The sequence below is a fragment of the Ruegeria sp. CDSC068 genome (assembly GCF_059610545.1).
In genome coordinates, this window is record NZ_JBXWNV010000001.1 from 485,543 (window position 1) to 499,244 (window position 13,702).

General features: G+C 57.4%; 13 protein-coding genes. 9 read left to right on the top strand and 4 right to left on the bottom strand.

All coding sequences use genetic code 11. The features are described from left to right. Positions 1-13 precede the first annotated feature (13 nt). Both AC2FID_RS02270 and AC2FID_RS02275 read right to left on the bottom strand, forming a co-directional pair. Positions 14-1,264: a sarcosine oxidase subunit beta family protein gene (locus AC2FID_RS02270; protein ID WP_109311650.1), complete on the bottom strand. Its 1,251-nt coding sequence runs from the start codon at positions 1,262-1,264 to the stop codon at positions 14-16. A gap of 77 nt (positions 1,265-1,341) precedes the next feature. Then, complete coding sequence (locus AC2FID_RS02275; protein ID WP_496835210.1) at positions 1,342-2,205, bottom strand: LysR family transcriptional regulator; 864 nt, start codon at positions 2,203-2,205, stop codon at positions 1,342-1,344. Between the two features lie 107 nt (positions 2,206-2,312). Here AC2FID_RS02275 and AC2FID_RS02280 point away from each other — a divergent pair, with 107 nt between their 5' ends. Genes AC2FID_RS02280 through AC2FID_RS02305 form a run of 6 tightly spaced genes read left to right on the top strand, consistent with a single transcriptional unit; the run spans position 2,313 to position 8,011 of the window. After that, on the top strand, positions 2,313-2,912 hold the full coding sequence (locus AC2FID_RS02280; RefSeq protein ID WP_496835212.1) for an amino acid synthesis family protein: 600 nt from the start codon (positions 2,313-2,315) through the stop codon (positions 2,910-2,912). Then, positions 2,884-3,663 carry an alpha/beta fold hydrolase gene (locus AC2FID_RS02285; protein ID WP_496835214.1) on the top strand — a complete coding sequence of 260 codons (780 nt, stop codon included), beginning with the start codon at positions 2,884-2,886 and terminating at the stop codon, positions 3,661-3,663. The genes AC2FID_RS02280 and AC2FID_RS02285 overlap by 29 nt, the downstream gene beginning before the upstream one ends. Further along, a complete protein-coding gene (locus AC2FID_RS02290) occupies positions 3,660-4,580 on the top strand; it encodes a flavin reductase family protein (protein WP_496720164.1) in 921 nt (306 codons plus the stop codon). Before AC2FID_RS02285 ends, AC2FID_RS02290 begins: the two co-directional genes overlap by 4 nt. Further along, a complete protein-coding gene (locus AC2FID_RS02295; RefSeq protein ID WP_282118595.1) occupies positions 4,580-5,614 on the top strand; it encodes an LLM class flavin-dependent oxidoreductase in 1,035 nt (344 codons plus the stop codon). The genes AC2FID_RS02290 and AC2FID_RS02295 overlap by 1 nt, the downstream gene beginning before the upstream one ends. 8 nt (positions 5,615-5,622) lie before the next feature. Next, on the top strand, positions 5,623-7,101 hold the full coding sequence (locus AC2FID_RS02300; protein WP_496835215.1) for an aldehyde dehydrogenase: 1,479 nt from the start codon (positions 5,623-5,625) through the stop codon (positions 7,099-7,101). A gap of 43 nt (positions 7,102-7,144) precedes the next feature. Continuing rightward, positions 7,145-8,011 (top strand): urea carboxylase-associated family protein, encoded by an 867-nt coding sequence (locus AC2FID_RS02305; RefSeq protein ID WP_496835217.1) that lies wholly within the window; start codon positions 7,145-7,147, stop codon positions 8,009-8,011. Here AC2FID_RS02305 and argE read toward each other — a convergent pair. Both argE and AC2FID_RS02315 read right to left on the bottom strand, forming a co-directional pair. After that, the gene (argE, locus tag AC2FID_RS02310) at positions 8,008-9,165 is read right to left on the bottom strand and encodes an acetylornithine deacetylase (RefSeq protein WP_496835218.1); all 1,158 of its coding nucleotides are present in this window, start codon (positions 9,163-9,165) and stop codon (positions 8,008-8,010) included. The two genes, AC2FID_RS02305 and argE, sit on opposite strands and share 4 nt — an antisense overlap. Next, positions 9,162-10,346 carry a M24 family metallopeptidase gene (locus tag AC2FID_RS02315; protein WP_496835219.1) on the bottom strand — a complete coding sequence of 395 codons (1,185 nt, stop codon included), beginning with the start codon at positions 10,344-10,346 and terminating at the stop codon, positions 9,162-9,164. Before AC2FID_RS02315 ends, argE begins: the two co-directional genes overlap by 4 nt. Positions 10,347-10,541: 195 nt before the next feature. Here AC2FID_RS02315 and AC2FID_RS02320 point away from each other — a divergent pair, with 195 nt between their 5' ends. The 3 genes from AC2FID_RS02320 (at position 10,542) to AC2FID_RS02330 (ending at position 13,632) form a co-directional block, all read left to right on the top strand. Continuing rightward, positions 10,542-11,687 carry a M24 family metallopeptidase gene (locus tag AC2FID_RS02320; RefSeq protein WP_496835220.1) on the top strand — a complete coding sequence of 382 codons (1,146 nt, stop codon included), beginning with the start codon at positions 10,542-10,544 and terminating at the stop codon, positions 11,685-11,687. Further along, the gene (locus tag AC2FID_RS02325; RefSeq protein ID WP_496835221.1) at positions 11,684-12,391 is read left to right on the top strand and encodes a maleate cis-trans isomerase family protein; all 708 of its coding nucleotides are present in this window, start codon (positions 11,684-11,686) and stop codon (positions 12,389-12,391) included. The genes AC2FID_RS02320 and AC2FID_RS02325 overlap by 4 nt, the downstream gene beginning before the upstream one ends. Before the next feature lie 149 nt (positions 12,392-12,540). Next, entirely contained in the window at positions 12,541-13,632 is a 1,092-nt protein-coding gene (locus AC2FID_RS02330) for an ABC transporter ATP-binding protein (protein WP_109311640.1), read from the top strand. The last annotated feature ends 70 nt before the right edge of the window (positions 13,633-13,702 follow it).

A 13,702-nucleotide genomic window follows, 5' to 3' on the forward strand; every position in this document is an offset into this window, starting at 1 on the left:
TCTCGTGCTCCCCTCAATGCAGGTTGGGCTGGTTGCCCACGCCCTTTTCGTCGATCATCCGGCCCGTGCGGAACCGGTCGAAGCGATAGGCCGTGGCGGTAGAGTGCGGTTCGTCCTTCGCCAACAGATGCGCAAAACAGTAACCGGATGCCGGGGTCGCCTTGAACCCGCCATAGCACCAGCCACCATTGAAATAGAGACCCTCAACCGGAGTGCGGTCGATGATGGGTGAGCCATCCATCGACATGTCCATAACACCGCCCCACATACGCAGCAGGCGGGCGCGCCCGATCATCGGCATCAATGAGACGCCGCCTTCGCAGACATCCTCGACCACCGGCAGATTCCCGCGTTGCGCATAGGTGTTGTAACCGTCGATGTCGCCGCCAAAGACGAGCCCGCCTTTGTCGGATTGGCTGACATAGAAATGTCCGGCCCCATAGGTGATGACGCTGGGCAGAACCGGCTTCAGACCCTCGGACACAAACGCCTGCAACACGTGGCTTTCGATCGGTAGGCGCATGCCCGCCATGCCCATCACCCGGCCCGAGTTTCCGGCAACAGCGCAGCCGACTTTGTTAGCCCCGATAAAGCCCTTTGAGGTCTCGACGCCCAGGCATTTGCCGTTCTCGATACGCAGCCCAGTGACTTCGCAATTCTGGATGATGTCGACACCGTGGCTGTCCGCGGATCGGGCAAAGCCCCAGGCCACCGCATCATGGCGCGCGGTGCCGCCCCGCCGCTGGGCCAAACCGCCTTTGATCGGGAAACGCGCGTCGTCGAAATTCAGATAGGGGTGTTCTTTGCGTACCTGATCGGCATCCAGCAATTCGGCATCTGCACCGTGCAGGATCATCGCATTGCCGCGCCGCGTATAAGCGTCGCGCTGACCATCCGTGTGGAACAGGTTGAGTATTCCGCGCTGGCTCATCATGGCGTTGTAGTTCAGGTCTTGTTCAAGCCCTTCCCACAGTTTCATCGAGAATTCATAGAACGGCTCATTCCCGTCCAGCATGTAGTTCGAGCGAACGATTGTCGTGTTCCGCCCGACATTGCCGCCGCCGATCCAGCCCTTTTCGACAACCGCGACATTGCGATGACCGTAGACCTTGGACAGATAATGGGCGGTTGCCAGCCCATGACCACCACCGCCTATGACGATAATGTCGTAATGAGCTTTGGGTTCGGGGTCACGCCAGACCGGTTTCCACCCTTTGTGGCCGGTAAGCGCCTCTTTGATGACTCGAAAGCCTGAATATCGCATGAATCGGACCTTTTTTACCAGAATTCACTATTTTCCTGCTCAGTAATATCCTCAGATGCGACATTGGTGTGTCTGAATCAGACCCTTTGGTGTGCCGGGCCGGGAACTAATTGTGAAAACCATGATACAAAGGCGTCAACCTCGGGTGATGCGCGCTGCACGGCCAGAAAGTACCCTTCGGCCGCTGGAGCAGTCTCATCGAAAGCACGCGCGACCTGTCCGGTTTGCAGAGCGTGATCGGCGATAAGTGCATTCACCAAGGCCACGCCGTTCCCGGAAGCCGCCAATTGCAAGGCAAGCCCGTAAGAATCGACATAATAGGCCGGGGTATGGATTTTATGACCGGTGACTTCCGCCCATGTGGACCAGTTGTTTGACGTTCCCACGGCCTCGATCAGGGGCAAGTCCTGAAAAGCGCCAACCAAGCCAGGCGCTTTTACTGCGATCAGGTCATTCGGCAGTAACGGTTTTGCATCCCGCCCGACTTGTTTTTCCGACCCGAACCGGATTTCAACATCGGCGCGCAGGGCCGAGTATTCATCGGGCCAGATCGTGCTGACAAAGCGAATGGACGTATCTGGGTTTTGGTCGCGAAACTGGGGCAGGGCAGGGGAAATCAACCATTCGATGATGCTGATCGACGCCGCCACAGTGACGTGTCTGGCCCGTTCCTCTGCCAAATACGGAGAGGCGGCGGATTGCAGCAATTGCAGTGCGGCTTCGACCTGCGGCAGCAGCTTTCGCCCTTCATCCGTCAAAGAAAGACCGCGCGGATGCCGATGAAACAGGACGACGCCAAGCCGAGATTCCAGCGACCTGATTTGCTGGCTTACGGCGGATTGGGTCAATCCGATTTCATCCGCCGCAGCTGTTGAGCTCAACCTTCGGGCCGCGGCCTCGAACGACCTGAACCATGTAAGGGGGGGCAGTGTTTTGGGCATGTGCAACCGACCTAGTAGCTTTGTTAATACCTAAGACCCAACTTCTTTCGTTTGTCAAAGTGCCGGCCAATCAAAGATATTTCTCGTACTCAAGATTGGGGGATATCGTGCAGCCGGAAATTCGTAAAATAGTGACCTTCGACGAAGAAGTTCGGATCGAAGGATATCGCAAAGCCGAACGGCCGTGGCGCATGTTTGCTGTAGCAGCGGTTGTTACCAACCCTTGGGCCGGGCGATTCGTCGAAGATCTGCGGCCCGAAATTTTGGCCTATGGCCCAATCCTGGGCCAAGAGTTGACCGACAGGATGATCGCGCTGGCCGGAAGCGGCGAGGCGATTGAGGCTTATGGCAAGGCCGCGGTTGTGGGGCTGGACGGAGAGGTTGAGCATGCCTCGGGCCTGATCCACACGCTGCATTTCGGGAACATCTTCCGGCAGGCGGTTGACGCCAAGTCCTATCTTTCATTCACCAACACCCGGGGCCCGGCGAACACACCGATCATGGTGCCTCTGATGGACAAGAATGATGCGGGCCGCCGGTCACACTATCTGACGCTGCAATTCGCCATCCCCGACGCGCCCCGTGCGGATGAGATCGTCGTGGTTTTGGGCGGAGCAACCTCGGGCCGTCCGCATCATCGCATCGGCGACCGTTATCAGGACTTGAAGGATCTGGGCCATGACGTGGACAACCCGGCCTCGGTCTGACATCGGCGGGCTCGCCGCGATAGACGAAGGTGAAGGCCCGCTTGTGGTTCTGCTCCATGGCGTTGGCCTGCGGGCCGAAGCCTGGGGCGCGCAAATCGATGCGCTGTCTGCCGCCGGGTATCGTGTTCTGTGTCCGGATATGCCCGGGCACGGAAAAACCCAGTTTCAAGGTGCTATGGGGCTGGATGGGTACGCCAACCCGATCGCGGCCCAATTGACCGAGCCTGCCGTTCTGATTGGGCATTCCATGGGAGCTTTGATCGCTTTGGACATTGCGGCATCGGGGCATGATCAGGTGAGAGGCGTTGCCGCGTTGAACGCAATTTACCGCCGAACCCCCGAAGCGTGTGCGGCTGTCACGGCCCGCGCGGCGGCACTGGATGCTGCGGCTATGAACGATCCTACCGTGACCTTGCAGCGTTGGTTCGGCGATCAGGTTTCAGAAGAAGGCGAAGCCTGTTCGCGTTGGCTGAAAGATGTCCACCCGGGCGCATACAAAGCGGCCTATACCATCTTCGCCGAAAGCGATGGCCCGACTGACGCACAACTGGGGCAAATCAATTGCCCGGCACTGTTTATGACGGGCGGGGATGAGCCAAATTCCACACCCGGCATGTCGCAGGGCATGGCGCAGCAAGTGACAAATGGCCGGGTAAAGATAATCCCAAATGCTGCCCACATGATGCCCATGACGCACCCGGTTGACGTTAACGCCAAATTGCTTGAGTTCGTTCGGAGGTGCCTGCCATGACCGAGATTGACACCCGCGCCCTGCGTGATGCATTTGGCAACTTCATGACCGGTGTAACGGTTGTGACGACCCGCGACACCTCTGGAAACCCGGTCGGGTTCACGGCGAATTCCTTCACGTCCGTGTCGCTTGATCCGCCTTTGCTGTTGGTCTGCCCCGGCAAGTTTCTGTCCAGCCACGATACCTTTGCCGGATGCTCGCATTTTGCGGTGAATGTTCTGGCAGATGGGCAGCAGGGCGTCTCGAATACCTTCGCAAGTTTCAAGGGCGACCGATTTGGTCGGGTGGCGCATCGCGACGGAGCCAATGGCTTGCCGCTGATCGACGGAGCGCTGGCGCAGTTCAGTTGTGAAACGCATCAGGCGCTGCCCGCAGGCGACCACACGGTTCTGATTGGTCGTGTCACAGAGTTCAACCATATCGGTGGAAACGGTCTGGGTTATGTGAACGGGTCGTATTTCAGTCTTGGACTTGAGCGTGAGATGGACGCGCAGGTTCCGACAATCTGCGGTGCGATTGTTGCGGCAAATGGCAAAGTTATTCTGGAACGCTACGAAGGCGCATTTCGCCCGGTTCAAATCGCCGGTGCGGAACCCGGGGGGCAACGCAACAGGCTGGCACAGGGCCTTTCCGATCGGGGCATTCAGGCGCAGATCGAACAGGTCTATTCTTCGTTCAACGATGCCGAAACGAACCTGCACTACACGTTCTTTCTGGCGTCTTGCGTTCAGAACATCCCGGTGGAAAATGCCGAATGGGTAGATATCGGCGATCTGGCTGATCTGACTTACGCCAGCAATAGCTTGCACCACATGATGACCCGCTACGCCCTTGAAGCCCGCGAAGGCGTTTTCGGGCTGTATCTCGGTGACGCCGAACGCGGCGAAATTCACAGTTTCGGTAAAGGAGCCATTTGATGGAGTTTTCACTGTTTGCCCACGTGGAACGTCTGACCCCGGATCAGCCTCACGATGTTCTGTATGATGAATTCGTGAGCCTGGTGAAGATGGCTGATGACGGGGGCATGCGGGCAGTTTGGACAGGTGAACATCATGGGATGGAGTTCACCATTGCCCCCAACCCGTTTCTGTCGCTGGTCGATCTGGCGCATCACACGCGCAATGTGCGGTTGGGCACCGGAACGGTAATTGCGCCGTTCTGGCATCCGATCAAACTGGCAGGTGAGGCAGCCGCAGCGGATCAGATGACGAAAGGGCGTATCGAGTTGGGGATCGCGCGCGGTGCGTATTCCTATGAATACGAACGTCTGATGCCGGGAATGGACGCTTGGGAGGCGGGGCAGCGCATGCGCGAGTCCACCCCGCTGTTGCCTCAGATCTGGAAGGGCGATTGTGCCCATGAAGGCGAGTTCTATGAGTTTCCGGCGGCAACTTCGGCACCGAAGCCATATCAGGAGGACGGCCCGCCAATCTGGATCGCAGCGCGGGATCCTAACAGCCACGAATTCGGCGTTCACAACGGATTCAATATTCAGGTCACCCCGCTGTGGCAGGGCATGGAAGAGATCGAGACCCTGATGGGGCGGTTCAACGATGCCTGTGACAGCTACGCGGGGCCGCGCCCCAAGATCATGCTGTTGCACCACACCTATGTCGGTAAAGATGACGACGATGTTGCGCAGGGCGTGCAAAATCTGCGCCGGTACTACAATTACTTTGGTGCATGGTTCATGAACAAACGGCCAGTTGAACAGGGCTTGATCAAGCCGATTACCGAAGCCGAGATGGACGCGAACCCGATGTATACCAAAGAAAATTTGGGCCGTGATCTGACAGTTGGGACTGCCCAACAGGTGATCGATCGGATCAAGCGCTATGAAGATCTGGGTTATGACGAGTTTTCGTTCTGGGTCGACAGCGGCATGACCAACGAACGTAAGCGTGCCTCTTTGGCGCGATTCATCGACGACGTGATGCCGGCATTTCAGTGAGGACCACCATGGGAAACCTACCGCATTTTCAGCTGTTCATTGACGGCGTCTGGACCGAAGGATCAGCCACGCAGGTGATGACGTCACAGAACCCGGCCACGGGCCAGGGGTGGGCCACATTCGCGTGCGCCGCGCCCAGTGATGTTGAACTCGCCATCGCCGCCGCCAAACGGGTTCTGGATGACCCGGAATGGCGGGATATGACACAGACGCAGCGGGGCAAGCTGCTGTATCGTCTTGCCGATCTGGTGGCAGAAAACGCCAAGCGCCTGGGTGAGTTGGAGACGACCGACAGCGGAAAGCTGTTGGCGGAAACCTCGGCGCAAACCGGATATGTTGCCGATTACTACCGCTACTATGCGGGTCTGGCAGACAAGATCGAAGGCACGGTCCTGCCCATCGACAAGCCTGACATGCATGTCTTTACCTCACGAGAACCGATTGGAGTCGTGGCCGCGATCGTGCCGTGGAATGCGCAGATGTTCCTGACCGCGACCAAACTGGGCCCGGCGTTGGCTGCCGGGTGTTCCGTCGTGCTGAAAGCATCGGAAATCGCGCCCGCACCCATGCTGGAGTTTGCCAATCTGATTCAACAGGCCGGATTCCCGCCCGGCGTTGTGTCGGTCATCACCGGTGACGCCGAAAACTGTGCAATTCCACTGACCCGCCATCCTGATGTCGACCGAATTGCCTTTACCGGCGGGCCTGAGACCGCCCGCCATGTGGTGCGAAACTCGGCCGAGAACTTTGCGGTCACGTCATTGGAATTGGGTGGGAAATCCCCGATCCTCGTGTTTGAGGACGCCGATATGGACGGTGCAGCAAACGGTCTGATCGCTGGTAACTTCGGCGCATCCGGTCAGAGTTGTGTGGCGGGAACGCGCGGACTGGTGCATCGGTCAATCCTTGGGCCTCTGGTCGAGCGGATCGCCGAAAAAGCCAGCGCCATACGGTTGGGTGATCCTTTGCAGCCGGAAACGCATGTTGGTCCGCTTTGCACGGCGGCACAGGTGCGCAAGATCGAAGAGACCTTGAGTAAAGCGCGAGGGCAGGGCGCGACGATCCACTTCGGGGGAAATGCTGCCGACCGTCCCGGCAACTACATGAACCCCACCTTGGTAGAATGCGCGTCACCCGCAACCGAAACGTTGAAAATCGAAATGTTCGGGCCGGTGATGTCCTTGCTGCCATTCGATACCGAAGAAGAGGCTATCGCGCTGGCAAACAGCACCCCTTACGGGTTGGGCTCGGGCGTGTTCACGCAGAACCTTGCGCGCGCGCACCGTGTGTCAAAACGGGTCCGGGCCGGTATCTGCTGGGTGAACACCTATCGCGCGATCTCACCCATTGCGCCGTTCGGCGGGTTCAATCAGTCGGGATATGGTCGCGAGGCGGGTGTTGAGGCAATACTGGATTACACCAGAACCAAGACAACCTGGATCAGCACCGCGCAAGAGCCGATGGCGAACCCCTTTATAATGCGTTAAAGATTCGGCAAAGCAGGGATTTCCGGAGGGAAGTGAGGGGCGCATGAAACTGACAAAACCGAACTTCCCACCACCGGCCGATGCCGCCGACCGCAAGGCCATTGCCCCAGTAATCTGCTACCCGCCGGACTCGTTGCAGCAGCCTGATCTGATTGGTTTGGGCCAACTGCGCGAAGGTGCCGTAAAGGTGGCCGAGGCCACTGCTGCCCCGCGTGACGCGACTTGCATTGATGTTCCTGCTGGCGCTTTTGTCAGGGTGGTTTCGGTCGATGGTCCTCAGGTTGGCGACCTGAACATGTGGAATAAGCATGACCTGACCGAGCGGTTCTATTCCGGCAAAACCCGCGCGCTGCACGGCACGCATCTGTCGACCGGAGACCGGATGTGGTCGAGTTTTCCAAACATGCGACCGATGGCGACGATCGTTGCCGATACTCTGGACTGGTACGGGTTCGATACCTATGGCGGATCGGTCCATGACGTGATCGGCACGCGGTGTGATCCGTATACCGGGCGTTTGCTTTCGGGGGATGACTATCACTATTGCTGTCATTCGAACCTGACTCGCGCGCTGGCCAGCCATTGCGATCTGCCGCTGCATGAGGCCGAAATGCTGGTGCATGACGTACTGAACGTGTTCATGTGCACCGGATTTACTCGCGACACGGGCCAGTATTTCATGAAGGCAAGCCCGGTTCGGCCTGGCGATTATCTCGAGTTCTATGCCGAGATTGACCTGATCGTCGGCCTGTCTGCTTGCCCCGGCGGGGATTGTTCGTCGGAACATTCCTCGGATACCGCTGCTTGCTATCCGTTGGTAATGGAGGTCTATGACCCCGGCGAGGAAGCACGCGAGGCGCATATCCAACCGGGTCGATCAAAATACGACCGCACGCACGGTACCGGTTAACGGGTCAGGCGCTGACCCAATCGGGTCAGCATTCTGCAGCACAGGTCCAGCTGTTCGATTTCAAGGAACTCGTCTGCCTTGTGGGCCTGTGCGATTGAACCCGGCCCGCAGACAATTGCGTGAACGCCAAGCTTCTGAAACAACCCGGCCTCGGTCGCAAAGGCGACAACACCTGTACCGTTGGCCCCGGTCAGTTCGGCGACCAGATCACGGGCTGCGTTTTCTTCCATCGGCTCAAGGCCTTCGACCTCGGCGATAGCCTCTTGCGTGATGTTCGAGTCACTGTGGACCGCTTGCATCTCCGGTAACAAGGAATGCTCCACGTAGTCCGCAAGGGTCTTTTTGACGAGGTCGGCGTCACTTGCCTGCACGGGTCGCATCTCCCACAAAACCTCAGCCTTGCTAGCTATGACGTTATGGGCAACGCCCCCAGAGATTTGGCCGATATTGACCGTCGTCCAAGGCGGCTCGAACCGGCTGTCGGCGGGTGCGCGGGACTTGAGAATGTGGCGCAACTCCAGCAGTTTGCCGATATATCGTGCAGCATATTCCGCAGCATTCACCCCGTCATCGGGGGCAGAGCTGTGTCCTTCTAGTCCCGAGAAGCGGGTGGTATATTCAAAGCAGCCCTTGTGCCCCTCTATCACGCGCATTTCGGTCGGCTCGCCGATGATGGCGATGTCCGGAACGATGCCACGTTCAGACAGGTCATCGACCAGAGTTTGCGCACCAAGGCAGCCGACTTCTTCGTCGTAGGTAAAGGCAAAGTGCAGCGGTTGGGTCAGCTTGCCCGCATCCAGCGTTTTGCCGAAAGCCACCGCCGCAGCGATGAAGCCCTTCATGTCACATGTTCCGCGACCGTAGAGCTTGCCGTCATTTTCAGCCATCTGGAACGGATCGGTTGTCCAATCCTGATCGGCCACTGGCACCACGTCCGTATGGCCTGACAAAAGGATGCCGCCGGGTTGATCGGGGCCGAGGGTGGCAAACACGTTCGCCTTTGCACCGGTTTTGTCCCGCGTCTCGATACACCGTGCACCCAATGCCTCGAGCCGTTCGGTCAGATAGCTGATCATTTCCAGATTCGAGTCCGCAGACACCGTCTCAAAAGCGATCAGGTCGGCTAGTATTTCCATGGTTCTGGGTAAAGTCATGGCTTCACAAACAGCTTTCTGGGGCGGTTGCAGAAACATTCGGCGGGACCCGACTCAGTGATGAGGATCGGCTCAGTGATCTCCAACCCCCAATCATCCATCCAGAGGCCGGGCATGAAGTGAAAGGTCATGCCCGGTTCCAATACGGTCTCATCCTCGGGGCGGAGAGAGATCGTGCGTTCGCCCCAATCGGGTGGATAGCTGAGGCCAATCGGATAACCGCATCGCGCGCCGCGCTCGATACCCGCCCGTTCCAGCGGGGCAGCCAGAGCCAACGCGATATCACGCGCCTGATTGCCGGCCCGCGCGGCCTCTAGTCCCGCTTCAAGACCCTCTACCAGCGCGGCTTCAGCACGAAGCAAATAGTCGGGTGGCTTACCCAAAAAGACCGAGCGGCAGAAGGGCGCGTGGTAACGGCGATAGCAGCCTGACAGTTCGAAAAATGTACACTCTCCGGATTTGAATGGTTCACCATCCCAAGTCAGGTGCGGTGCAGCGGCATCCGGGCCGGACGGGAGCAGCGGCACAATGGCCGCGTAATCGCCCCAATCCTCGCCAACTCCGGTGACTGCGTCATGGTAGATTTGCGCGACGAGGTCGTTCTTTCGCATACCCGGTTCGATGCGCTCCAATACGCCGTCGGTCACATGCTCGGATATCCGCGCAGCTTTTCGCATTAGCGCAATTTCCTCATCGGATTTCACGGCACGCTGCCAGTTCACCAATGTGTTTGCGTCGACCAGCTCTGCGTCGGGCAACTCCGCCAGCAAAGTCAGGTGCGCTTTGGCTGAATAATAATAATTGTCCAACTCGACACCGATCCGCCCCTTCGCGATACCAGTATCCGCAATCAGCGCTGCCAGATCCTGCATGGGGTGACGCACGGTGGATTGTACGTATTCGTCCGCATAGCCGTGGATCCGGTCATTGGACATCCAAACAGTTTTACGCGCGCCGTTGGCATCCTGATTTCGGCCCCACCAGATCGGGTCGGCATCCTGAAGCACAAGTACCCCTTGATGCACATAGAACGACCAGCCCTCATAGCCCGTCAGCCATGCCATGTTTGAAGGATCTTCGACAAACAAAGCATCCAACCCGGCGGCTGCCATGGCGGCGCGGGTCTTTGCCAATCTGCGGTCGTACTCGGCGCGGCTGAAGGCCGGATCTGAATGGGGCATTTTAGGCTCCTGCCTTGGGCGAGTTTTGTTGACAGAACTTGACGAATGCGATCACGTCAATGGGCATCACGGGAAAGACACCAAATTGAGAATCTCACCTACCCCCCATCGCGGCGGCCAAAAGCTGATCAATGGCACTTGCTTGAGAATTGACGCAGACGCGCAGGTTATCCGCTTTTTCTCTGAGGTCACGGAATGAGGGGGTTTGACACATCTGAGTTCGCAGCACGAACGGAACGCGCGCAAAACAAGATGCAAGCCTCTGGTCTGTCGGCCCTGTTGCTGACGACGGAACCTGAGGTCCGATATTTTACCGGCTACCTGACGCGGTTTTGGGAAAGCCCAACACGGCCCTGGTTTCTGATTGTACCTGCCAGTGGCAAGCCGATTGCGGTGATCCCTTCGATCGGGGCCGCGCTTATGGCCGAGACATGGCTCGACGATATCCGAACCTGGGCTGCGCCGGATCTGGCCGACGATGGCATTAGCCTTTTGGCTGATACACTTCGCGAGGTGACGCCCGACGACGCAAAGATCGGACTACCAGATGGGCATGAAACGCATGTCAGGATGCCGTTGGCAGACCTTCGACGTCTGCAACAGACAGTCGGTCAGCGAGACCTTTGCGGCGATGAAGGGATCGTACGCGCGCTGCGGATGGTGAAATCATCAGCGGAGATTGCAAAGATTGAAACGGCATGCGCCATCGCTGGGCGTGCCTTTCAGCGGGTGCCCGAAATCGCCAAAGAAGGCGTGGCGCTGGATGCTGTGTTTCGCGGGTTTCAAATGCTGTGCCTGGACGAGGGGGCCGATTGGGTTCCATACCTCGCGGGCGGTGCGGAACAGGGCGGTTACACTGACGTGATTTCCCCGGCATCTGATACGCTGCTGCAGCAAGGCGATGTCCTGATGCTGGACACCGGCCTGGTTTGGGATGGGTATTTCAGTGATTACGACCGCAACTGGTCGATAGGGTCCGCGAACGCGCAGGTTAAGTCAGCCTATAGTGCATTGATTGAAGCGTCGGATGCGGCATTTGAGATTGCGCGCCCGGGCGCCACGGCGGCTAACTTATTTCAGGCGATGAACTCTGTGCTGTCGCGCCACGATGCCGATACGGGGGCAGGGCGTTTGGGGCATGGTTTGGGTATGTCTCTGACGGAATGGCCATCTCTCATTCCAACCGACCACACAGTTTTGAAACCAGGCATGGTCCTGACGCTTGAGCCGGGCATTGCCGTGGGCGGAAAGATCCTTGTTCATGAAGAGAACATCGTCATAACCGAAGACGAGCCCCGCTTTCTTAGCCCTCGCGCTGGTATGGAGTTGCCCGAGATATGACCCGTTTACCTTATACAGTTGATGCAGATGATCCCGCCATGCCCCCAATGGGTCTGATCGTCTTGCAGACAGACGAGACCCTTGAGCCGGAATTCAACGCGTATTTTTCCGACCGTAGCTGTCCCATTTACGTCTCCAGAATTCCCAGCGGCAAAGAGGTGACGACAGATACTCTGGCGGAAATGGAAACCGCCTTACCTGCCGCTGCCGATTTGTTGCCCAAGACCCGACCATATCGTGTGGTTGGTTATGGCTGCACCTCTGCCAGCTCGGTTATCGGCTCGGATCAGGTCGAACAAATGGTTCAAAAAACTTGCGAGGCAGAGGTTGTTACAAACCCATTGCGCGCGGCCTCGGCCTGCGCCCACGAACTTGGTGTAGCAAAGTTCGCACTTTTGTCGCCATATATCGAAGAAGTGAACGATCCCTTACGCAACGCATTTGCGCAAAATGGCATTTCGATGGATGTTTTTGGCACATTCGGCGAAGCCGAAGAGGCCAAAGTCGCGCGGATTTCACGGAAGTCTCTGATTGAGGCTGCAGTGAGTCTTGGGCAGGATGATTCAGTTGAAGCTGTTTTTCTAAGCTGCACGAATCTAAGAACTTTTGATGTTATTCCGATTGTGCAAGAACGCCTGAAAAAACCGGTGCTTTCCAGCAATCAAAGCCTTGCATGGCACATGCGCAAGTTGAATTCTGCCTGAAAACTCTGCTGCTTATTTTTTAATCGTTACCCACGTGTCATATTTTGGTTGCGTGCCGCACCCTGCATGTCCTTAAATGGCCTCGACAGGTCTTTGAGATCCGGATGAACCGGGCAGGCAAGGACTGCACAGGGGAGACTAATCGGTAAATGTCTAATGACGCAGCGTTCGTCGAGTTTCAGCATGTCCAAAAATCTTATGATGGCGAGATCCTTGTTGTAAAAGACCTTAACCTTTCCATGCCGAAAGGTGAGTTTCTTACAATGCTTGGGCCCTCGGGTTCTGGCAAGACAACTTGCCTGATGATGCTGGCAGGGTTTGAAACAGCCACTCATGGCGAGATTATGTTGGACGGGCGACCGATCAACAACATCCCACCGCATAAGCGCGGTATTGGCATGGTTTTCCAAAATTACGCTCTTTTTCCGCATATGACGGTGGCAGAAAATCTGTCGTTCCCTCTGGAAGTGCGGAAAATTGGCAAGGACGCAAGGGAAGAAAAGGTCCGGCGGGCGCTTGATATGGTCCAGATGGGGGCCTTTGGCAGCCGTCGACCGGCGCAATTGTCCGGGGGCCAGCAGCAGCGGATCGCCCTTGCACGCGCGCTGGTGTTCGAGCCCGAGCTGGTTCTGATGGATGAACCGCTGGGCGCGCTCGACAAACAGCTGCGCGAGCATATGCAGTTTGAAATCACGCGTCTGGCCCATGAACTTGGGATTACGACCGTCTATGTGACCCACGACCAGACCGAAGCGCTGACAATGTCAGATCGCGTTGCGGTATTCGACGATGGACGCATTCAACAGCTTGCGCCGCCAGATCTGCTGTACGAAGAGCCTGAAAACAGTTTTGTTGCCCAGTTCATTGGTGAAAACAACACATTGGAAGGCGTTATTAAGTCAATCAACGGCGACGAATGTGTTGTGGCGCTGGATGACGGATCTGAAATTGACGCCAAGCCGGTCAATGTCCATGCGGCAGGTGATCGGACAAAAGTGTCAATCCGGCCTGAGCGGGTGGAATTCAACAAGGATCGCCTGCACGCCGATGCGCACACTCTGAAAGCAACGGTGAAAGAGTTCATCTACATGGGCGATGTCTTCCGCTTCCGTCTGTCGGTTGCCGGGAATGACGACTTCATCATCAAGACGCGAAACGCCCCGGACGCTATCAGACTGTCGCCGGGCCAGGAAGTCGAAATCGGCTGGCTTGCGCGTGACTGTCGGGCGTTGGACGCCTGATCAGGGAACAACCCGTTCACGACACCAAAGTGCGCGGGGAAAGGCATGGGTGGGTTACCCCGTGGCCCAA

Bases quoted from the DNA above. Each gene is read 5' to 3' on its own strand.
- AC2FID_RS02270 (WP_109311650.1), bottom strand. From the start codon at position 1,264: ATGCGATATTCAGGCTTTCGAGTCATCAAAGAGGCGCTTACCGGCCAC.
- AC2FID_RS02275 (WP_496835210.1), bottom strand. From the start codon at position 2,205: ATGCCCAAAACACTGCCCCCCCTTACATGGTTCAGGTCGTTCGAGGCC.
- AC2FID_RS02285 (WP_496835214.1), top strand. From the start codon at position 2,884: ATGACGTGGACAACCCGGCCTCGGTCTGACATCGGCGGGCTCGCCGCG.
- AC2FID_RS02290 (WP_496720164.1), top strand. From the start codon at position 3,660: ATGACCGAGATTGACACCCGCGCCCTGCGTGATGCATTTGGCAACTTC.
- AC2FID_RS02295 (WP_282118595.1), top strand. From the start codon at position 4,580: ATGGAGTTTTCACTGTTTGCCCACGTGGAACGTCTGACCCCGGATCAG.
- AC2FID_RS02300 (WP_496835215.1), top strand. From the start codon at position 5,623: ATGGGAAACCTACCGCATTTTCAGCTGTTCATTGACGGCGTCTGGACC.
- AC2FID_RS02305 (WP_496835217.1), top strand. From the start codon at position 7,145: ATGAAACTGACAAAACCGAACTTCCCACCACCGGCCGATGCCGCCGAC.
- argE (WP_496835218.1), bottom strand. From the start codon at position 9,165: ATGACTTTACCCAGAACCATGGAAATACTAGCCGACCTGATCGCTTTT.
- AC2FID_RS02315 (WP_496835219.1), bottom strand. From the start codon at position 10,346: ATGCCCCATTCAGATCCGGCCTTCAGCCGCGCCGAGTACGACCGCAGA.
- AC2FID_RS02320 (WP_496835220.1), top strand. From the start codon at position 10,542: ATGAGGGGGTTTGACACATCTGAGTTCGCAGCACGAACGGAACGCGCG.
- AC2FID_RS02325 (WP_496835221.1), top strand. From the start codon at position 11,684: ATGACCCGTTTACCTTATACAGTTGATGCAGATGATCCCGCCATGCCC.
- AC2FID_RS02330 (WP_109311640.1), top strand. From the start codon at position 12,541: ATGTCTAATGACGCAGCGTTCGTCGAGTTTCAGCATGTCCAAAAATCT.